Source organism: Acidithiobacillus sp. AMEEHan (assembly GCF_030996345.1).
Lineage (GTDB): Bacteria > Pseudomonadota > Gammaproteobacteria > Acidithiobacillales > Acidithiobacillaceae > Igneacidithiobacillus.
In genome coordinates this window covers 538,443-558,840 of the sequence record NZ_CP118747.1, presented here as the reverse complement: position 1 = coordinate 558,840, position 20,398 = coordinate 538,443, and the positions used below count along the sequence as shown (strand labels likewise).

General features: G+C 62.1%; 20 protein-coding genes. 14 read left to right on the top strand and 6 right to left on the bottom strand.

The window, feature by feature from the left end:
• Nucleotides 1-2: 2 nt before the first annotated feature.
• Nucleotides 3-920, top strand: coding sequence for a UDP-3-O-acyl-N-acetylglucosamine deacetylase (gene lpxC, locus ORD17_RS02870; protein WP_308389397.1), 918 nt, complete (start codon nt 3-5; stop codon nt 918-920).
• On the opposite strand, the gene ORD17_RS02865 is transcribed toward lpxC, so the two are convergent.
• Nucleotides 857-1,402 carry a DciA family protein gene (locus tag ORD17_RS02865; RefSeq protein WP_308389396.1) on the bottom strand — a complete coding sequence of 182 codons (546 nt, stop codon included), beginning with the start codon at nt 1,400-1,402 and terminating at the stop codon, nt 857-859. The genes lpxC and ORD17_RS02865 overlap by 64 nt on opposite strands.
• Between ORD17_RS02865 and secA the strand changes: the two genes are divergently transcribed.
• The 13 genes from secA to ORD17_RS02800 are packed head-to-tail and all read left to right on the top strand — an operon-like array spanning nt 1,401 to nt 15,168.
• Entirely contained in the window at nt 1,401-4,139 is a 2,739-nt protein-coding gene (gene secA, locus ORD17_RS02860; RefSeq protein ID WP_308389395.1) for a preprotein translocase subunit SecA, read from the top strand. The genes ORD17_RS02865 and secA overlap by 2 nt on opposite strands.
• Nucleotides 4,140-4,148: 9 nt before the next feature.
• Entirely contained in the window at nt 4,149-5,366 is a 1,218-nt protein-coding gene (gene argJ, locus ORD17_RS02855) for a bifunctional glutamate N-acetyltransferase/amino-acid acetyltransferase ArgJ (protein WP_308389394.1), read from the top strand.
• Nucleotides 5,367-5,369: 3 nt separating this feature from the next.
• On the top strand, nt 5,370-6,365 hold the full coding sequence (locus ORD17_RS02850) for a Nudix family hydrolase (protein WP_308389393.1): 996 nt from the start codon (nt 5,370-5,372) through the stop codon (nt 6,363-6,365).
• A complete protein-coding gene (locus tag ORD17_RS02845; RefSeq protein WP_308389392.1) occupies nt 6,358-7,314 on the top strand; it encodes a glycosyltransferase family 2 protein in 957 nt (318 codons plus the stop codon). Before ORD17_RS02850 ends, ORD17_RS02845 begins: the two co-directional genes overlap by 8 nt.
• 1 nt (nt 7,315) lies before the next feature.
• Entirely contained in the window at nt 7,316-8,038 is a 723-nt protein-coding gene (locus ORD17_RS02840; RefSeq protein ID WP_308389391.1) for a polysaccharide deacetylase family protein, read from the top strand.
• 27 nt (nt 8,039-8,065) lie between these two features.
• Nucleotides 8,066-9,151 (top strand): glycosyltransferase family 4 protein, encoded by a 1,086-nt coding sequence (locus tag ORD17_RS02835; protein ID WP_308389390.1) that lies wholly within the window; start codon nt 8,066-8,068, stop codon nt 9,149-9,151.
• A 1-nt stretch (nt 9,152) separates the two neighbouring features.
• A complete protein-coding gene (locus ORD17_RS02830) occupies nt 9,153-10,235 on the top strand; it encodes a glycosyltransferase family 9 protein (RefSeq protein ID WP_308389389.1) in 1,083 nt (360 codons plus the stop codon).
• Nucleotides 10,236-10,244: 9 nt separating this feature from the next.
• The gene (locus tag ORD17_RS02825; RefSeq protein ID WP_308389388.1) at nt 10,245-11,306 is read left to right on the top strand and encodes an O-antigen ligase family protein; all 1,062 of its coding nucleotides are present in this window, start codon (nt 10,245-10,247) and stop codon (nt 11,304-11,306) included.
• Complete coding sequence (locus ORD17_RS02820) at nt 11,303-11,437, top strand: hypothetical protein (protein ID WP_308389387.1); 135 nt, start codon at nt 11,303-11,305, stop codon at nt 11,435-11,437. The genes ORD17_RS02825 and ORD17_RS02820 overlap by 4 nt, the downstream gene beginning before the upstream one ends.
• On the top strand, nt 11,434-12,201 hold the full coding sequence (locus tag ORD17_RS02815; protein ID WP_308389386.1) for a glycosyltransferase family 2 protein: 768 nt from the start codon (nt 11,434-11,436) through the stop codon (nt 12,199-12,201). The genes ORD17_RS02820 and ORD17_RS02815 overlap by 4 nt, the downstream gene beginning before the upstream one ends.
• The gene (gene waaC / locus ORD17_RS02810) at nt 12,198-13,244 is read left to right on the top strand and encodes a lipopolysaccharide heptosyltransferase I (RefSeq protein WP_308389385.1); all 1,047 of its coding nucleotides are present in this window, start codon (nt 12,198-12,200) and stop codon (nt 13,242-13,244) included. Before ORD17_RS02815 ends, waaC begins: the two co-directional genes overlap by 4 nt.
• Nucleotides 13,178-13,921 (top strand): protein tyrosine phosphatase, encoded by a 744-nt coding sequence (locus tag ORD17_RS02805; protein ID WP_308389384.1) that lies wholly within the window; start codon nt 13,178-13,180, stop codon nt 13,919-13,921. The genes waaC and ORD17_RS02805 overlap by 67 nt, the downstream gene beginning before the upstream one ends.
• Nucleotides 13,918-15,168 carry a 3-deoxy-D-manno-octulosonic acid transferase gene (locus ORD17_RS02800; protein ID WP_308389383.1) on the top strand — a complete coding sequence of 417 codons (1,251 nt, stop codon included), beginning with the start codon at nt 13,918-13,920 and terminating at the stop codon, nt 15,166-15,168. The genes ORD17_RS02805 and ORD17_RS02800 overlap by 4 nt, the downstream gene beginning before the upstream one ends.
• Before the next feature lie 22 nt (nt 15,169-15,190).
• On the opposite strand, the gene ORD17_RS02795 is transcribed toward ORD17_RS02800, so the two are convergent.
• The 5 genes from ORD17_RS02795 to ORD17_RS02775 all read right to left on the bottom strand — a co-directional run bounded on the left by ORD17_RS02795 (nt 15,191) and on the right by ORD17_RS02775 (nt 20,330).
• On the bottom strand, nt 15,191-15,772 hold the full coding sequence (locus ORD17_RS02795; RefSeq protein ID WP_374693387.1) for a putative 4-mercaptohistidine N1-methyltransferase: 582 nt from the start codon (nt 15,770-15,772) through the stop codon (nt 15,191-15,193).
• Nucleotides 15,727-17,304, bottom strand: a complete 1,578-nt coding sequence (gene ovoA, locus ORD17_RS02790) for a 5-histidylcysteine sulfoxide synthase (RefSeq protein ID WP_308389382.1) — start codon at nt 17,302-17,304, stop codon at nt 15,727-15,729. Before ovoA ends, ORD17_RS02795 begins: the two co-directional genes overlap by 46 nt.
• 338 nt (nt 17,305-17,642) lie before the next feature.
• Complete coding sequence (locus ORD17_RS02785) at nt 17,643-19,040, bottom strand: MFS transporter (protein ID WP_308389381.1); 1,398 nt, start codon at nt 19,038-19,040, stop codon at nt 17,643-17,645.
• A 73-nt stretch (nt 19,041-19,113) separates the two neighbouring features.
• Nucleotides 19,114-19,617 carry a tRNA (cytidine(34)-2'-O)-methyltransferase gene (locus tag ORD17_RS02780; protein WP_308389380.1) on the bottom strand — a complete coding sequence of 168 codons (504 nt, stop codon included), beginning with the start codon at nt 19,615-19,617 and terminating at the stop codon, nt 19,114-19,116.
• A complete protein-coding gene (locus ORD17_RS02775; RefSeq protein ID WP_308389379.1) occupies nt 19,614-20,330 on the bottom strand; it encodes a ComF family protein in 717 nt (238 codons plus the stop codon). Before ORD17_RS02775 ends, ORD17_RS02780 begins: the two co-directional genes overlap by 4 nt.
• Nucleotides 20,331-20,398 lie beyond the last annotated feature (68 nt).

Sequence of the window (20,398 nt, the reverse complement as noted above, 5' to 3'; positions counted from 1 at the left end):
AGATGATTCAACAGCGCACTCTGAAAAACATGATCTGGGGCACCGGGATTGGTCTGCATAGTGGCAAGAAGGTGTATCTCGGTTTGCGCCCAGCGCCAGTGAATACGGGAATCGTCTTCCATCGTAGTGATCTCCCCGGCAAAGCCTACATCAAAGCCGATCCTTTGCATGTGGTCGACACGCGCTTGTCCACCAATATCGGCGATGGGGAAATGCGCGTTGGTACCATCGAACATCTGATGTCTGCCCTGGCTGGCCTCGGGATCGACAATGTGTATGTGGACCTGGACGGTGCCGAGGTGCCGATCATGGACGGTAGTGCCGCGCCCTTCGTCTTTCTCATCCAGTGTGCCGGTGTGGAGGAGCAGAACGCTCCCAAACGCTTCATCCGCATCATCAAGACGCTGGAGATGCGCGATGGCGACCGTTGGGTGCGTCTCGAGCCTTTCGATGGCTTCAAGGTCAGCTTTACCATCGATTTCGATCATCCGGTCGTGCGCAATGGCGGCCAGGAAGTCAGCGTCGATTTTGCCCACACCTCCTATCTGAAGGAAGTGTCGCGAGCGCGTACCTTCGGTTTCATGCGGGAAGTGGAGACCCTGCGACGCATGGGGCTGGCATTGGGCGGAAATCTCGACAACGCCATCGTTGTCGATGACTATCGCGTGCTGAATGAAGATGGCCTGCGCTACGCCAACGAGTTCGTCCGTCACAAAGTGCTCGACTCCATTGGTGATCTCTACCTGCTGGGGCATCCGTTGCTGGGGCATTTCTCTGGTCACAAGGCGGGGCACGCCCTCAACAATCAGCTTCTGCGCCTGCTGCTGCAGCGCGAAGATGCCTGGGAATATGTGGATTATTCCTCGCCGGAGAAAGCACCGTTTTCCTTTGTTGATTCACTGGCGACGGTCCCGGCCTGATCCAGGGTCCGTACCAGTCGTTGGAGGGCGGCGCCGAGGGCGCCGTCGCTGTTTTCTGCCAACTTGCGCAGGGCGTCCGGCGCGGGTCCGGCGATCTGCGTACGGTTGACTGGACGCGACGTAAGCATCGGCGGCCGCCACGGTCGCACCACGGCAACGATTCGTTCCACTGGTTCATCGGGAAAACGGCTATTCCACTGCTGGCAGATGCGTTTCTGGTTGCGTCGCAACCAGGCCAGCCAGACGCTGCTCTCCACCAGGACCTGCAGAGTTCCCTCCCGCCAGTCCAGCAACCAGCTGCGTTCCTGGGCCTCCAGGCTCAGCAGGGCATTCCAATCCATCTGCCGACCATGCAGCGCTTGTCCATGACGGAACACAGCAGCGAGAGCGGGCCCGATTTGGTCGCGGGCGCGGCGTTTCGTCCGCGCGGGCTTCGTGCTACCCTCGGGCATATTTTTTTGACTTAGAGTTTTGGCATTCATGCTGGGAACCATCATCCGTCATGTGGTGGGCAGTCGCAACGACCGCCTGATCAAGAAAGCCCGCGCCGTTGTCGCCAGGATCAATGGGCTGCAGGAGCAGTATCGCGCCATGAGCGATGCGGAGCTACAAGGGCAGACGATGCGCCTGCGCGAGCGGGTCGGAAAGGGGGAGTCGCTGGACGGCATCCTGCCCGAGGCCTTTGCTACCGTGCGCGAGGCGGCAAGCCGGGTGATGGGCATGTCGCACTATGATGTGCAGTTGATTGGCGGCTACATGCTGCACGAAGGCAAGATTGCCGAGATGCGGACCGGTGAGGGTAAGACCTTGGTCGCCACCCTTCCGGCCTATCTCAATGCCTTGTCCGGCAAGGGCGTGCACGTGGTGACGGTCAACGACTATCTGGCCAGGCGTGATGCGGAGTGGATGGGGCGCGTGCACCGCTTTCTGGGCCTATCCGTCGGGACCATCGTTGCCAATCTTTCGCCGGAGGAGCGCCGCGCGGCCTATGCCGCCGATATCACCTATGGCACCAACAACGAGTTCGGCTTCGACTATCTGCGCGACAACATGGCCTTCTCGCCCGCCGAGCGGGTGCAGCGTGGTCTGCACTACGCCATCATCGACGAGGTAGATTCCATCCTCATCGACGAGGCGCGCACGCCGCTGATCATCAGCGGACCCACTGAGGAAAACACCGATCTGTATCAAAAGGTGAATGCGCTCATCCCCCAGTTCGTCGCCGACGAAGACTTCACCATCGATGAAAAAGCGAAGCAGGTGCTGCTCACGGAAGAGGGGGTCGAAAAGGCCGAGCAGTTGATGATCGACAATGGCCTGCTTCGCGAAGGTAACCTCTACGACGTGCAGAATGTGAGCCTGGTACATCATCTCAATCAGGGCTTGCGCGCGCATCATATCTACCACCGCGAGACGGATTATATCGTCCGCGATGGCGAGGTCTGCATCGTCGACGAGTTTACCGGCCGTATGATGACTGGCCGGCGTTGGTCCGACGGGCTGCATCAGGCGGTGGAAGCCAAGGAAGGGGTGGAGATCCAGAACGAAAGCCAGACCCTGGCCTCCATCACCTTCCAGAATTATTTCCGCATGTACGAAAAGCTGTCGGGCATGACCGGCACCGCCGATACCGAGGCCTTCGAGCTCAATCAGATCTATGGCCTCGAAGTGGTCGTCATTCCTACCCATCGCCCCATTCAGCGCAAGGACCTTGCCGATCAGATCTACCGCACGGCGGAAGAGAAGTGGGATGCCATCATCAATGACATCAACGATTGCCAGCAGCGGGGGCAACCAGTTCTGGTCGGTACCACCTCCATCGAGCACAATGAGTACCTGTCACGGCGCCTGCACGAGCGCAAGATCGCGCACGCGGTACTCAATGCCAAACAACATGAGCGCGAAGCCGAGATCATCGCCCAGGCGGGCAAAACCCGTGCGGTGACCATTGCCACCAACATGGCGGGGCGGGGCACCGACATCGTCCTTGGCGGCAATGTCGCGCATCAGATCGAGATGATCAAGGCGCGGGAAGATCTCGACGAGGCCAGCAAGGAAGAGCAGATAGCTGCCCTGCGCGATGGCTGGCAGCAGGAGCACGAAGCGGCCCTGGCCGCCGGTGGCTTGCACATCATTGGCACTGAGCGTCATGAGTCGCGCCGCGTCGACAACCAATTGCGCGGTCGTGCGGGTCGTCAGGGAGATGTCGGCAGCAGCCGTTTTTATCTCTCCCTCGAAGACCCGTTGATGCGCATCTTCGGCAGCGATCGCCTCGGCGGCCTGATGCAGAAACTCGGCATGCAGCCGGGAGAGGCCATCGAGCATCCCTGGGTGACCAAGTCCATCGAAAATGCCCAGCGCAAGGTCGAGGCACGCAACTTCGATATCCGCAAACAGCTTCTCGAGTACGACGATGTCGCCAATGAGCAGCGCAAGATCATCTACGCCCAGCGTAATGCCTTCATGGACAGTGACAACTTGCACAGTGAAGTGGAATCCTTGCGGGTCGATGTGCTGGAAGCCCTGCTCGAAGACTATGCCCCGGCGGGCGTCATGGAAGAGCAGTGGGATATCGAGGGGCTGGAAATGTCCCTGGAGCGGATTTTTGCCGAAAAATTCCCGGTGGGGGAATGGCTAGCAGCCGATCGCACCCTGAACCATGAAGGGTTGCAGGAGCGGATTCTGGCGGCGGTGCATGCCCGCTGGCAGGAGCGCGAAGCACTGATGGGCGAGGAGATGGCTCGGCATCTGGAAAAGAGCGTCACCCTGCAGGTGCTCGATAGCCAGTGGAAGGATCATCTGGCGAGCATGGACCATCTGCGCGAAGGGATCCACCTGCGTGGCTACGCGCAAAAGAACCCCAAGCAGGAGTACAAGCGCGAATCCTTGACCTTGTTCAATGCCATGCTGGCGCGGGTACGCGAAGAAATTGTGAGCACCTTGTCGCATGTGCAGGTCAGCCCGGTCAGCGAGACGCCTGCCGAGGCCCTGGACTGGAGCAGTCTCTTCCCGAGTCGGCCGACGAATCAGGGCTTGGTCTTTCAGCATCCCGATCTGCCGGGTGGTTCCAGTGAAGACGAGGACCGCGACCTCCCCGCCGTAGCTGCCTTGGCTGGGTTGGCGGCGATGCCGGTGCACACGCAAAAGGTGGGTCGTAACCAGCCTTGCCCTTGCGGTTCCGGCAAAAAATACAAACACTGTTGCGGTCGCCTCGCCTGAGATCCTGTCATGCCCGTTGCTCTCGATCCTCCCAGTTCCCTTCTGCCGGTTGCTGGCGTGCGTATTGCCGTCGCCGAAGCGCAGATCCGCTATACCGCACGTCGCGACCTCACCTTGATGGAGCTCGCCCCGCGGACGCAGGTGGTAGGGGTCTTCACCCGCAACCGCTTTCGTGCAGCGCCGGTCTTGGTGGCCGAGGCGCACCTCGCCGCCGGCCAAGGCATCCGTGCCCTGATCATCAATACTGGCAACGCCAATGCCGGAACCGGGGAGGCCGGCCTGGCGGCGGCACAGGATTCCTGTCGCGTGCTGGCGGAGGCCCTGGGCTGTGCTCCTTCGCAAGTCTTGCCCTTTTCCACCGGGGTGATTGGGGAACCGGTCGATTTGGCGGGCAAGATCGCGGCAGCGTTGCCACGCTGTCTGCCAGCCTTGGCCGAGGACCGCTGGCTGGAGGCTGCCGAGGCGATCCGCACCACCGATACGGTAGCCAAGGGCGCCTCGCGCCAGTTCGAAGTCGCCGGTAAGCGCATAACTGTCACTGGCATCGCCAAGGGCTCGGGCATGATCCGCCCGGACATGGCCACCATGCTCGCCTACATCGCCACGGACGCGGCCGTTGCGCCGGAGGCGCTGCAGCCGATCTTGGAACGGGCGGTGAATCGTTCCTTCAATCGCATCACCGTTGATGGCGACATGTCCACCAATGATGCCTGTATACTCATCGCCACCGGTCAGGCGGGCAATGCGCCCCTGGCGCTGGGCGAGGCAGGCACCTTGATTGGCGCAATCACCGAGGTGGCAATGGAATTGGCGCAGGCTATCGTTCGCGACGGTGAGGGGGCCAGCAAGTTCATCCCTATCCGGGTCAGTGGTGGACGCAGCGAATCCGAGTGTCTGCAGGTGGCCTACCGGATGGCCCATAGCCCGCTCATCAAAACGGCGTTTTTTGCGTCGGATCCTAACTGGGGTCGTTTGTTGGCGGCTATCGGTTCGGCGGGGGTGGAAGATCTCCTTGTTGAACGGGTACAGATTCATCTTGGCGATCTATGCATCGTGCGCAACGGCGCCCGTGCGGCCGAGTACAGCGAGGAGGCAGGGCAGGCGGTCATGGCTCGGGCGGAGATTCCCATCCATGTCGATCTGGGACGCGGGTCGGCGGAAGAGCAGATCTGGACCTGTGATCTTTCCTACGACTACGTGCGCATCAACGCCGACTACCGGAGCTGATGCATGGCGGTCGTGCCCGTGGCCACAGGGGTTTTGCAGCGCGCCGATGGGAAGGTGCTGATTTCTCTGCGCCCGGAAGGTAAGCCATGGCCGGGGTTCTGGGAGTTTCCCGGTGGCAAGATCGAGCCCGGCGAGGCCCCAGAGGCGGCCCTGGCGCGCGAGTTGGCCGAGGAAATCGGTGTCCGGGTACAGGTAGCGGAGCCCCTGCTGCGCCGGGATCATCCGTACCCGGAGCGCACTGTTGCCTTGCACTTTTATTTGCTGCGTCGCTGGGAGGGCGAACCCTACGGACGCGAAGGCCAACAGATTCGTTGGGTTCATCCCTGGGAGATTGCCGCTCTCGACTGCCTCGCTCCCAACCTGCCGGTGGTGGCCAAGTTGCTGAATGACCTGCTGCCCCAGCCCCCCCTTTGGCTCATTGCCGACCCGGCGCGGGTGGCAACGGAGCGTTTTCTGCCTGCCCTGGGTGCCGCCATTGATGCCGGTCTGCGCGCCCTGGTGTTGCGCTGCAAGACACCTATCGCGGCGGAGTTGGCGCAGCGCTTGCCGGCCTTTCTGGGCGAGCTGCAGGATGCGGGGGTGCAGGTCTACCTGAACCACCCGGACCCCCTGCCGAATTGGCCTGTGGCCGGTCGTCACCTGACCGAGGCACAGCTCGCACACGGCTTGCGTCCCGAGCAAGCCTTTGGCGTCTCCTGCCACAGTCCCGCTTGCCTGCAGCAGGCCGCCCGTCTCGGCGCCCGCTATGCCTTTCTCTCGCCGCTTTTTGCTACCGCCACCCACCCCGGCGCCGAGGCCCTGGGTCCCGAGCGCTTTGCCGAATGGGTGGCGCCGGCTGCCTTGCCAGTGATTGCCCTCGGGGGAATGACACCGGAGCGGGTTGCGCTGGCACGACAGGCAGGTGCACAGGGAGTCGCCGTACTGTCGGGGATCCTCGAAGCCGCCGATCCTGCCCAAGCCACCCGCGCCTATCTCGCTGCCTGGAGCGAAAATGCCTGAATTGTCTGTCGTCATCCCGCTCTACAACGAAATCGACAATGTCGAGCCCTTGGTAGCCGCCCTGCGTGCCGCATTGGCTGATGCCAATGTCGAGGTCATCATTGTCGACGATGGCAGCCGTGATGGTAGCGCCGCCGCCCTCGATCGCGCCCAGGCGGAATGGCCAGAGGTACTGACGATCATCCATCTGCAGCGCAATTTTGGCCAGACGGCAGCGATGCAGGCGGGCATCGACGCCGCGCGGGGCGAGGTCATCGTCACCCTCGATGCCGATCTGCAGAACGACCCGCAAGATATCCTGCCCCTCGCACAACGTTTGCTGGCGGAAAATCTCGATGTGGTAGCCGGCTGGCGCAAGAACCGGCAGGATGGTCTGCTGCTGCGCAAAATCCCTTCACGCATCGCCAACCGCCTCATCCGCCGCCTCACCGGTGTGCATTTGCACGACTATGGCTGTACCCTCAAGGCCTACCGCGCCTCCGTCCTGCAGGGGGTGCGTCTGTATGGGGAGATGCATCGTTTCATTCCTGCCTGGCTCTCGACCCTCACCTATACCGATCGCATCGTCGAGGTCCCGGTGCGGCACCATCCGCGGCGGGCCGGCAAGAGCAAGTACGGCATCACGCGCACTTTCCGGGTCCTGGTGGATCTGCTTTTCGTCAAATTTTTCCTGGGTTACAGCCAGCGGCCCATGCATTTCTTCGGGGTGATTGGGCTGTTTTCCCTGTTCATCGGTAGCGGCATGCTGGTCTATCTTTTCATCGATAAATTTGCCGAAGGTGCCGCCATTTCCGGGCGGCCCATGCTCATTGCCGGGGTGCTCTTCTTCCTTGCCGGGCTGCAGTTCCTCAACACCGGCATCGTCGCCGAGATGCTGTCGCGCATCTATTTCGAAGGGCAGGGGAAGACGACCTACGTGATACGCCGTCGGGTGCCCGAAAAGCCCTGAGATGCCCGCCATCCCGATCCTGATGTATCACAACATCAAGCACGCGCCGCCACGGGTGCGCCTGCGCGGTCTCTACGTTTCGCCGCGGCGTTTTGCCCGGCAGATGGCCCTCTTGGCTTGGGCGGGGTATCGTGGCCTGTCCCTAGCAGATGCCATGCCCTACCTGCGCGGCGAGCGCGTGGGGAAAATCGCGGTCATTACCTTTGATGATGGCTATCGCGATAATCTCGAGCATGCCCTGCCGGTCCTGCAGCAGCGGGGCTTCAGCGCGACCTGCTTTGTGGTGTCTGGTGCCTTGGGTGCGCACAATCGATGGGATGCTGCCGAGCTTGGGGTCGAGAAGCCCTTGATGACGATTGCGGAGCTGCGGCAATGGGCGGATGCCGGGATGGAAGTCGGCGCTCATACCCGTGCGCATGTCCATCTGCCTGCTCTGTCTGCTCGCGAGGCCGAGACGGAGATTGCTGGTAGCAAGCAAGACTTGGAAGACTTGTTGGGCCGGGAGCTGGGGAGTTTTTGCTATCCCTATGGCGAATGGGGTACGCGGGAGAGGGATCTGGTTGCCAAAAGTGCGTTCCGAGCGGCGGTGAGTACGCGCCGGGGCCGGGCGCGGATTGGCGATGATCTCCTTACCTTGCCGCGCATTACCGTGGGCGGACACCATCTTCCCCATGTATTGCCACTGCAGCTCTGGACCCGCTATGAAGATCGCCCGCGGCCTTGAAGGATGCTGGGTGAAGAGGCAAGCGGGATGAGGGGGCCACTGCTCTGGGTGGGAACCAACCCCGGTGGCGGTGGCACCGAGACCCACATGATCACCCTGCTGCGCGCCCTCGCCGGGCAGGGGGTGGAATGCCACGCACTAGTCCATCCCCAAGGCAAGATCGCGGCGGCGCTTGCGGCTTCGCCAGTGCAGTTGCATCCCGGTATCTTCCACAACAGTGCCGATCCGCGCGGTATCGCTGCCCTGGATCGAGCCTTGCGGCAGCTGCGGCCGCAGCTGCTGGTGGGCAGTTTCAGCAAGGAATATTGGCCCTTGGCGCTGCTCAGTCGTCTGCACCGTATTCCCTTGCTGCTGTTCCGGCACATGGATCTGCGCCTACGCCCCAGTACCCGCTGGCTCCTCTCCCATTGGCCGCTGCGCCTCGTGGCCATCTCCCGGTACCTGCAGCAGCGCTTGCGGGCCCAGGGCATTCCTGCAGCACGGGTGGAATATCTACCCAACCCCGTGCGGCTTGCGGATTTCGTCCCGCCATCGGGGGCGCGGGAAGCGCGGCGGGCGGAGCTCGGCATCGGCGATGAGGTTTTTCTGCTCGGCTATGTGGGGGCCTGGCATCGCGGCAAAGGGATTTTTACCCTGGCCGATGCCATCGATGCCGCCCACGAGCAGGACTCGCGCATCCATGGTCTGTGGATCGGTGGTGGCGCGCACGAGGCGGAATTCCGTCAGTATCTGGCAGGAAAGCCTTGGCAGCATTTACTGGGTTGGACTGATGCCGTGACGCCTTGGTACGGCGCCATGGATGCCTTGGCTCTTCCTTCCGTTGAGCCCGATACCTTTGGGCGGGTGCTGGTGGAGGCCCAGGCTGCTGGCTTGCCGGTACTCGGGGCTGAGATCGGCGGCATCCCTGAGGCCTTTGCGCCGGGCAAATCTGGCCTCCTCCTGCCCCCCGGCGAAGTTGGGGCATGGCGCGAGGCCATTCTCGCCCTCGCCCAAGACCTTGCCATGCGAACCCGTCTGGCCGAGGAGGGACCGGTCTTCGTGCAGCGTTTTGCCGCGCAGAGGGTTGCCGAGGAATTTCTGCGTTCTGTTGAGGCCCCAAGGTCGATAGCCTGATATGTTGCGCCGCCCCCTTCCCAGCCATCCCCGGCGTATCCTGCTCATCAAGTCCCATAGTGCCGGCATTGGCGACATTCTGCGCAGTTCTGCAGCTTGGGCGGCCCTCAAAAGGCATTGGCCACAGGCAGAACTGCATCTGTTTTTTCTCACTCGCTGGCCAGGCTACCCCAGCGAGGAACTGATTGCCGAACACCACTTGCTCAGTAGCGCCCATTTCTTACCCCTCAGGGAGGGCCGCTTTGCCGGAATGCGGGGGGTGGGGCCGAAAGGCTGGCGATCATTGCTGCCGGAATTGCGTCGCCTTGGCCAGGAAATCCAGCCGGACTTGATCATCGACCATGAGCCGCATGGTATCGAGACCACGATTGCGACGCGGTATCTGCGCCGTTGGAGTTCACACGCGGTGACCGTCGGGGTGGCCCAAGTACCAGGACGTGGGCTCTTGTATGACTATGCCGGTCCGTCTTTAGAGCGCTATGCCCGGGAGCGCGCTTTGTCTTGGCCAATGGACTACACCGAGCGGGATTTTGCCGCGCTCTCGGCGCTGGGGATAGAGCGCGCGGGACAGCAGATTTGTTTGCAGGTAGGCACGGAAGGACGTGACTGGCAGCAGCGGAATCCGCGGATTTCTGGGATGCCGAGGGTGGGCTTGAACATCGGTTGCGGAACCCCGGACGCCGCGGCCAAAAGACCTTCCCTTAATCTTCTGATCGAGAGCTTCGGAAAACTGATGCAGTTGCGTCCCTTCCAGATGCTGCTCACGGGTGCCCCAAACGAGTGGGCCATCAATGAAGAATTCGTACACGGATACCGTCAACGCTGGGGAGAATCAGCAATCGAGAATCTCGCTGGTACCGGATCCCTCGGTCTTTTGAGCGGCATCATCGATAGCTGCGATCTTTTTGTCTCCAGCGATTCTGGCCCCTACCACATGAGTGTCGCTCTTGGCCGGCCGACCATCGTCCTGTTCCGCTGGCCTAACCCTGCACATTATCATCAGTCTGACAAGTTGAAGATTCTGGTCGAGCCCTCCCAGGAAATTCTGCTCGATGCCTCGTGCAAATTGCTGTCCATTCTTTGAGAGAACACTATGCGCATCCCCGATCCCTGGCTATTCAGCTTTTACGCCTTACCGCTGTTCTTCTTCCCCCTAAGTACCGCGGGATCCGGCATTGCCATGGGTTTGTTATTGCTTGCCTATGGGTTCAGTGGTCACTGGCGCAACTGGCGCTCGATTGGGGAGCGCAGCTGGTGGCTGCCCTGGCTGCTGCTGATGGCCTGGACCGCCATTGGTCTCCTATGGACGAGCAATATGTTCTTTGGACAGAAGGTCTTCGTCTCCACCTTCGATGCCATCTTTGCCTTCATCGGTGCAACGCTACCTTGGCAGGAGCGCTGGGTAAAGTGGGTGATTCGCTGGTTTCTGGCGGGGATTCTGGTAAACGAAGCATTGGCCTTTCTCATGACCTGGAAAATCCTGCCTTGGCACAATACCGATTGGATTCCCTATACCGGCTTCTGCGATCATATTTTCCTGTCTCTGGTCATCGCCCATGCCGTTCTCTGGCTCGTCTATGACCAGAAAATGCAGTGGAACTTCTCGCGCTCAGTCAATTGGCTGCTGATTTTTCTGTTGTTGACGCAGATGGCGTTGACGCCGGGGCGTTCGGGTCAGGTGCTTCTGGTCTTGCTGCTGCCCGTTGCCCTGTTTTTGCTTTACCCCGGGCGTTGGCGCTGGGCCTTGCCCCTCGTCGGATTTCTGGGTGCAATGCTGTTGCTTGCGATTCCAGAAGTCCGCCAACATCTGATGGTTGGTGTGCACGAACTGGTGAGCTTTTCCCCGGCGCAGGCGGACGTGAAGACGAGCTGGGGAATTCGTCTCGTTGCCATGTGGGGTGGCGCATTGCTGTTCTGGCTGCACCCGATCTTTGGAGTGGGTACCGGCGACTTCTACCCCGCTGTTCTACAGCTGCAGGCGCAGCATCTCCTTCCTGCCACTCCCGGCTTCATCATGAATACCGCTGCCAACAGTTTTCTGAGTGAGGCCGCAAGCCTGGGTATCATCGGCCTAGCTCTTTTCCTATGGGTTCTGTGGGCAATTGGTCGAGAGTCCTGGCGAGCGCGCTTCTCCCCCAGGGTTGGTTCGTCTTGAGTTACTTTGCCATTTACGTGATTGGCGGTCTTTTCGATTCCCTGAGCTGGGGCTACGCCGATGCGGTCAATATCGCCCTCTTCGCGGGCATGCCGTTGCTGGCACGTTGGCCGGCAAGGGGGCAGGGATGACGATAAAGCTGTCCTTGGTGTATGTGGCGCAAGATTGCGCCGCTGCCTTGGATCGCTCCCTGCGCAGCAGCGTTGCTGTTGCCGACGAGATCCTGGTGGTGGATGGCGGTTCCCGTGACGCTACGACGACGGTGGCCGCAAGCCATGGGGCGCGGGTTCTGCAACATCCTTGGTGCGGTTTTGCGGCGCAGCGGCAGTTTGCCGTGGAGGCGGCAGGCAACGATTGGATTCTCATGCTCGATGCCGATGAAGTTCTGCGCGCCCAGGGGCGGGAGGCCATTGTCGAGCTCCTGCGTACAGGGCCGGATGCCGGCGCGTACTTCTTGCGTCGCTGCAGCTACTTCCACGGCAAGCGCATCCGCCACGGCGATTGGGCAGGGGATCGGGTGCTGCGCCTCTTCGATCGTCGCCACGGCAGCTATGATCTGTCGGAGGCGGTGCATGAGTCCTGGCATTGCGTTGGGCCGACGGCAGAGCTGGGCGTCTTGGCCCTGGATCACTACTCCTACGAGACGTATCAGCAACTTTTGCAAAAAATGCAGCGCTACGCGCAGTTGAGCGCAGAAAAATTGGTAGCTCGAGGGCGGCCAATCGCCGCCCACGCCCCGATCTCCCACGGCCTGGCGGCGTTTCTCCGCGGGTATGTCTTCCGCCTGGGCCTTCTCGATGGTGTGGATGGTGCCGCCATCGCCGGGACCAACGCCCTGGGAGCGTTCATGAAGTATGCCATGGCCCGGGAAATGCTCCAGGCGGAGCGCAGATGAAAGTTCTCCTCGTCCGCCTGAGTTCCCTCGGCGACGTGCTGCATACCCTGCCGGCGCTGACGGATCTGCAGGCGGCGCGGGGGGATGTGTTGCTCGACTGGCTCATCGAGCCGGCCTTTGCGCCAGTGGCTTCCTGGCACCCAGTCGTGCGCCGGAGCTGGGAATTTTCCCTGCGCCAGCGCCCGCGGGGAGGGAAGGAACTGCTGCGCGCCGTGGGGCGACTGCGGCGGGAGCTGCGCGCCGAGGCCTATGACCTGGCACTGGACAGCCAAGGCCTCTACAAAAGTGCATTTCTAGCCCACCTTGCCGGGGCGAGGGTGGCGGGCCTTTCGACGCGCAGCGCCCGCGAGCCCTTGGCCAGTTATCTCTATGGGCAGCGTCATGTCGTCCCTTGGGGACCGACGGCAATCCAGCGTAATCGCGAGCTCTTTGCCCAGGTTTTCGCCTATCCGCGTCCGGCGGGTGCGGCGGATTATGGTTTGGCCAGCCAGATCGAGCGCTGGCGTGGGCCGGCAGCCGCAGGCATCGAAACCCTGCGCCAGAGTACCCCTTTTGTACTGGGCTTTCATGCCACTTCCCGCGCCTGGCAGAACAAGGAGTGGCCCGCAAATCATTGGGTCCGCCTGGCGCAGCGTCTGGGGGAGATTGGCTATCGGCTGCTGTTACCCGCCGTCGACGAGCGGGAGAGGCTTCGCGTAGAATCCATCACCATGGCGGCGCCGAATGTGCAAGCCCTGCCAACACTGAACCTGGAGGATTTGGGCAGAATCATGGTTGCGGCGCGGGCCTTTGTAGGCATGGATACGGGGCTTTCCTACTTGGCCGCTGCCCTCGGGCTGCCGGGCGTCACCCTCTATGGTCCGACGGCGCCAGAGCAGGCATCGCGGCAGATCACGGTTTTGCAGTCCGCGGAATCCTGCGCGCCTTGCGGTAGTACCCGCTGCCGGCGCATCGCCACGCCAGAAGAGCCGATTCCATGCCAGGAAAGTCTGTTACCCGAGAGAGTCTGGGCGGCTCTGGCCCCATTGCTGGCGGCCCCATGAACTCTGGCAGTGCCCTGAGCCGCGCAGAAACCCGGCGCTTCCGTCGCCACCAGTTCTGGACCGATCACGGCGTCTTCCGCGAACTCTTCTATGCCAATCTGCACGAGGTGGCCCCCGGACTCTTTCGCTCTGCCCAGCCTGCCCCCTGGCAGATACGGCGCTGGCAGGAGGCGCACCGTTTCGACGCCATCCTCAACATTCGTGCACCCGCGCCATCGGAGCCGCACTTTCGCCTCGAGCAGGATGCCTGCGATGCCCTTGGTATTCAGCATCTACCCATCCACGGTTTTGGTTCCCGCGATTTGCCACGTCGCGAGCCACTGCTGCGCTTCCTCGACCAGATTCCCACGCTTCCCCCCCGTCTGCTCGTGCACTGCAAGTCGGGAGCGGATCGGGCCGGCTTCATCGCCACCTTGCTGCTGCACCAGCGCTATGCCGTGCCGCTCACCGAAGCCCGCGCACAGCTGCGCCTTTGGCCCTATGGACACATTCGCCATGCCAACACCGGGATCCTGGACTGGTTTTTTGAGCGCGCCGTGGCGGAACTGACACAAAAGCCAGGGATGAGTCTGCGTTCCTGGGTAGAGATGGAATACGATCGAGAGGAAATCCTGGCTAGCTTTCGCCCTTGGTACCGTCTCGACTGGTTGACGGATCGGATCTTGCGCCGGGAATGATGCCGCAGCTCTACCGCCTGCTCACCTGGCTCCTCACCCCGGTGCTCTTGCTCTTCACCTGGCAGCGGATTCTTCGCCGCCCGGTCTATCGCGCCCATTGGCAGGAGCGCTTCGGCTGGGTGCCGCGGCGCCAGGATCGGCCCCTCTGGATCCATGCGGTGAGTGTGGGGGAGGGGATGGCTGCCCTGCCGTTGATCCGCCAGTTGCGTGAGCGGCACCCCGATCTGCCGATCCTTGTTACTAGCACGACTCCGACCGGGAGGACGTTGCTGGCACGGGAGTTGTCGGGGATGGTCGCACAAGCCTACCTCCCCTATGACCTCCCCGGCGCGGTGCAGCGTTTCCTGGAACGTAGCCAGCCGCGCCTTGGGGTACTGATGGAGACCGAACTGTGGCCTGGTCTCCTTGGTGCTGCGCGGCAACGAGGGATTCCGATGATGCTTCTCAACGGACGCCTGTCGGCGCGCTCGTTGGCAGGGTATCGCCGCTTTGCCTCACTCTTTGCCCCGGCCCTCGCGGGGCTGGACTGGGTTGGCGCGCAGAGTTCGGAAGACGCGCAGCGCTTCGCAGAGCTGGGCGCAACCGACGTCCGCATACAAGGGCAGATGAAGCTCGACCTGCAGATCGGTAGCGGCTCGCGAGAGCGGGCCGCGCTCTGGCGGGAGCGCTTTGCCGGCAGGCGGGTTTGGGTCTTTGCCTCGACCCATCCCGGCGAAGAGGAGCTGGCTTGGAATTCGTTGCCAACCTTGCGCAAGATCGAACCGCAGCTGCTGCTCGTGCTGATTCCGCGCCATCCGGAGCGGGGTGACGCCTTGGCGGAACAACTGCGCAGCATTGGGCTGTCCGCGTCGCGCCGCAGCCAGAGGCAGTTTCCCGGACCGGACGATCCCGTGTATCTGGTCGATACCCTGGGCGAGCTGATCGACCTCTATGGCGCAGCGGACCTGGTGTGGATAGGGGGAAGTTTCGTCGCGCGGGGGGGGCACAATCCCATCGAAGCGGCTGCCTGGGGCAAGCCCATTATCGTCGGACCGCACATGGAAAATTTTTTCGACACCCTGCGTTCTCTGCAAGCGGCAGATGGCATCTGCCAAGTGGCGAGTGCCGAGGAAGCTACGCGCCACAGTGCCGAGTATCTCGCCGCCCCCAAGCTGGCCCGCGCCTTGGGGGAACGTGCCGCCACCTGGCAAGCGCAGCAGGGCGGTCCCGTCGCGCGCGCCCTGGCGGCCATCGAAGAACGTCTATGAAAGCTGGCTGCGATCCTGCAGGCTAACGGCGCCGCCAGACGCTGACTTGAGCAATGCTATGCTGATACTTGCGCGCCGTCTCGCGGATGACGAAGGGCAGATCGCGGGGGAAATCCGCGTGGAGATCGAAATGCGCGGCGAGGATTTCCTTGAGGCCGGTCAAGGTATCACGGCTCTCGCCGTTTACCCGAAGGCCGCCAATCCAACGCTCCTTGGGAGTGAATTCCTCGAGCCAGGTGTAAGGGGAGCTCAAGACCAGCAGGCCGCCGGGGCGGATGCGCTCGGCGATGTCGCGCAGGAACTTGGCCGGATCACTGAGGCGGTCGATGAGGTTAGCTGCGAGAACGAGGTCGAGATCGCGATAGATCGGTTTGAGATTGCAGGCATCCCCCTGCACGAATTGGCAGCGCCCAGCCTGTTCCGCAAGGCCGAGGGCAGCCAAGTCGACCCAATGATGACTCTGCAGTTCGCCTTCCTCGGTGATGGCGTAGGGGAAGCGCAGCTTCTCCTGCAAACGCGCCGCCACCTGCACGAAGCGGGTGGAGAAATCGATGCCAATCACCTCCCGCGCCCGCTGGGCGAGGGCAAAACTGCTGCGTCCCACGGAACAGCCAATGTCGAGGGCGCGTTCCAGGGGGCGATCCCCCAGCAGTCGAGGGCGAGTTCGGCCATGGCCTGGGGATAATTGGCAACGCCGAAGTAGTCTGGGCCATAGTGAAAGTGACAATACTGGGCCACGGCGACATCGCTCTCGTAGACCGGCGTCTCGGGCAGGGCGTTAGAGGACTGCACATAGCGAAAACCGGCATGCTGGAAGAAATGCCGGCGGAAGGCATAACGGGCCTCTTTCTGGCTCTCGTTCCCCAAGCTGATGAAGGAGCCTCCCTTGATGAGGTTGTGGCGCTGATCGAAGGTGGGCACGGTAAAGTCGTCGTAGTACGGATGGACGCGAAAGCCCTCAAAGGGATAGATGGGCGTTTCCGTCCACTGCCAGACATTGCCGACGACATCGAAAAATTCGCCGTGGCGGTGGCGATCCACGGGGCAAGGAGAGGCGCCGTAGGCAAGGCCGATCTGCGCCGGGGCCAGTTCTCCCCAGCCATCGTTGTCTGGCAGAGCGGAGAGATCGCGCAGGCGCCGCCACTCGTCTTCGCTGGGCAGCCGCAAGGGAATGCCCGTCTGCGCCGATTTCCAGCGACAGAAGGCCGCTGCCTCGTGGTAGTTCACCTCTACTGGCCAGGACCAAGGTAGGGGGCGCTCCTCGGCAATCAGGCGCAAGCGCCAGCCCCCGGGGCTGCGCACCCAAAAGGTCGGATGCTCGGCGCCAGTGTAGCGGCGCCACTCGTCCCCCTCGCTGCTCCACCAACGCGCGTCGCGATAGCCGCCATCATCGACAAAGGCGCGGAACTCACCATTGCTGACCAGAAACCTGCTCGCCGCGAAGGGTTCCAAGTTTTGCACGTGACTACCGTATTCGTTGTCCCAGCCATAGTGGGGGTCGTCTTCTGCCTTACCCAGGCGGACTTGCCCGCCAGCCACGGGTAGCAGCCGGTTCTGCGGCCATTCGTCGCTGTGGTCGAGAGTCTCGGGGGTGAAGGCGGCTACTGGACGCACTCGTTCCAGGGGCAACTGTCGCATCAGTACGGAACTCGTCTCGATGTGGATGTTCTCGTGTTCGATGCCCATCAGCACCGCCCACCAGGGCGAGTCCCAGCTAATGGGCAGGTCCAGGGGCAAACGGCTGATCACCCCATCCACCATTTCCCGCACCCGATTGCGGTAGGCGCGCACCCGTTCCACGGGCGGCCAGTCATAGTGGGTCTCGTCGAGGTCATCCCAGGACATCTCATCGACACCGACTGCAAAGATCGCCTCGAGCTCGGGATCGATGCGTGTATCGATGAGCCCGGCAACGAGAAACTTGTTGGTGAAGAAGGTGGCGGTGTGGCCAAAATAGAAAATCAGGGGATGGCGCAAGGGGATGGCCTTTTCATACCAGGCGCGCTCGCCATGCAGGTGTTGGAAGAGCTCTTCGTCGAGGCTGAAGGTCTGGTGAAAAACCCGTCGAATTTCTTCCCGCTTCTCTTCCTGCCCTCGACCATCCAGGCGCAAGGGGTGAATGCGCATTCCGCTCATCGATCATCCTCCCGGATCTACAGCGTAACTCGGCCCATACATACCGTGGTCATCGGGTGCAACTGCGGGAAGCGGCTGCTGGGAGGCTGCTCAGGTGCGAGCGCCGCAGGCCGTCGGTGAAGCGTGCGGATCAGCCGCCCACTTGTTTGCGCCGAAGGCAAGTTGTGGGCGGTTCGCACGCGAACCTTACGGCCTGCCCGCGAGGACGTTTTGCGCCGCCTGGCTGCCGCTTCCCTGGAGTATCGATGGACCGGATCAGTAGGATAACACAGGATACCGGCCGGTCGGAAAGCAAAAAACCCCGCCGTAGCGGGGTTCGTTCTGGGCTCCTGCTTGCCTCAGACAGGTGCGGGGTGGCTGGGCTCGTGCAAGGCAACGACGCGGTCTTCGCCGCTGACTTCCTCCAAGGTTTTGCCGCTCGGCTCGGGGATGAAGAAGATGGTAAGGAGCAGGCCGGCCAAGGCGAAGAAGAAGGTGATCATCAGCGTCCCATGCAGACCGAAATCGTGCAGCAGGACAGGGAAGATGAAGGCACCGAGGAAGGCGCCCACCTTGGCGGTACCGGCAGAGAGGCCGTGGCCAGTGGTGCGCAGATTGACCGGAAAGACTTCGCCGGCGATGACGAAGGTGGTGGTATTGGGACCGTATTCCGCGAAGAAGTAGGACAGGCCGTAGATCACCAGAAAGACACCAATACTGGCGGAAATCGCTGGAAAGGCGCCGATGAGCAGGAACATCAGGCCCATCATGAAGAAACCGAGCATCTGCAGGGTCTTGTGACCGATACGATCGATGGTGAAAGCGGCCAGGAAGTAGCCGGGCACCGCCGCCACGGCAAAGACGATGAGACTGAGGGCGGTGCTCTGGATCACGTCGGCATGGGGGGCCAGGCGATGCATGATCATGGGCGTGGAGATGGTGTTGCCGTAGTAAGCGTAGTCAAAAACGAACCAACTGCCGGCGGTGCCGATGAGGGTCAGGAAATACTTGCTCAAGGGCTGCTTGACGATCTTGCTCTCGGGCTTACGGGCGGTAGCGGTGCCCAGGCTGAAGGAAGCCAGCTCCCGCGCTGCGGCTTCGCTATCCCCCTTGACCCGCGCCAGCCAACGCGGCGACTCGGGGAGGGTGCGGCGAATGTAGATCACCGCCAGAGCGGGCAGGGCGCCGAGCCCGAGCATCAGCCGCCAAGCGAGGTCATGGTTCATGCCTGCGGCAAGGAGGGTGAGAGCCACCACTGGCCCCGTCACCAAACCGATGGCCTGAGCGGAAAAGACCAGCGAGACCATGCGTCCCCGCGACTTGGCGTTGGCATATTCCGACATCAAGACGGCCGACATGGGGTAATCGCCGCCAATACCCAGGCCCAGAATGACGCGGGCGATGATCAGCACTGTAACATTCGGCGCCACCGCCGACATCAGGGCGCCGATGGTCATCAGCAGGGCCTCCAGCCCGTAAATCTTTTTGCGTCCGAGCTTGTCGGCCAGAATACCGAAGAGGTAGGCACCAGCAAAGGTGGCAATGAGGGAAATGGAGCCTACCAGACCGACTTCGTCTGGGCTCAGATGCCACTCTTCCTTGATCAGAACCAAGGCGGTACCGATGATGAAGAGGTCATAGGCCGAGGTGAAAAAACCCATGGAAGAGGCCCAAATGGCCTTGAGATGAAAAGGGCTGAAGCGCGCGGTGTTGAGCGCCTCGGCAATATCGCTGTCCTGTACGGCTGTCGTGCTCACGGGAAACTCCTGGGTAGCGGCGGTTTTGTAAGCCGAAACTCTACACCAAGATTGTGACATTTTGATGAAACTTTTATGTCACTTTTATGACAGCGTCATCTCCCCCGGGGTAACCGAGCTGGCGCCAGGCCTCGAAGACGGCGACGGCGCAGCTATTCGACAGGTTGAGGCTGCGTTGGCCAGGGCGCATGGGCAGGCGAAGCAGTGTCTCGGGAGAGAATTCGGTGAGGATTTCCTCGGGCAAGCCCCGGGTTTCGGGGCCGAAGACCAATACGTCCCCGGCTTGAAAGCGCGCCGCAGCAAAGCTACCAGGCTTCCCCTTGGTGCTGAAGGCAAAGAAACGTCGTCCCGCCAGATGGGCACGGCAATCGGTCCAGGAGGAATGGAGAAGGACCGTGGCGAATTCGTGGTAATCCAGTCCTGCTCGCCGCAGGCGACGGTCCTCCCAGGCAAAGCCCAGGGGCTCGATGAGGTGCAGCCCAACCCCGGTGTTGGCACAGAGGCGAATCACATTGCCGGTATTGGGCGGGATTTCCGGTTGATAGAGTACGAGTTCCAGCCAGGGAGGCGGATTCATAAAGCGCGAGCCAGAATCCACAGGTCCACCCGCGCCACCCCATGCTCGCGCAGCAATTGGGCGAGGGTTTCGGCGGTGCTGCCGGTGGTCATCACATCATCGACGAGGGCGACATGCTGTGGCAGACGGCCAGGTACGGTGAAGGCCGACTGCAGATTAGTGCGCCGTTGATCGCGGCTGCCGCCGACCTGATGCGGGGTATTGCGCACCCGGCGCAGGACATCGCGTACCGATACGTCGTAGTACCGACCCCAATGACGCGCAAGGAGTGCTGCCTGGTTGTAACCGCGCTCGCGCAGGCGCGCGGGGTGTGCAGGTACGGGCAAGAGGGCATCGGGGCGAGGGGGCGGTGTTTCCCAAGCCTCGATCCAGGCCTCGGCCAAGGGCCGGGTCCAATCGAGTCCGTCGTGAAACTTCCAGGCGCTGATGGCCTCCGCGAGAGGCGGCGCATACACGAAAGGGCAAAAAGTGTAGTCGTAGCTGGGCGCTTCGATGCTGCAGACCGGGCAGTCACCCTCGTCATTTACGGGCAAGGCGCACCAGCTACAGCGGTCGACGGGCAGCCGTGGCAGTTCCCGCAGGCAGTCAGCACAGAGGGGCGCTCCCGGCGCGGCGCAAAAGCGGCAGCTTTCGGGCAGCAACCACGGCAATAGTTTCTGGCGACTCCAACGCGACCATTCTGTCCCCCATGTTCCGATGCCACTGCGCAGCATGCCGTCCTCCCCAAGCAGCGGCCATTGTTGTCCCTCAGTCTGCCGTTGACAAGGTACGCGCGCCTCCC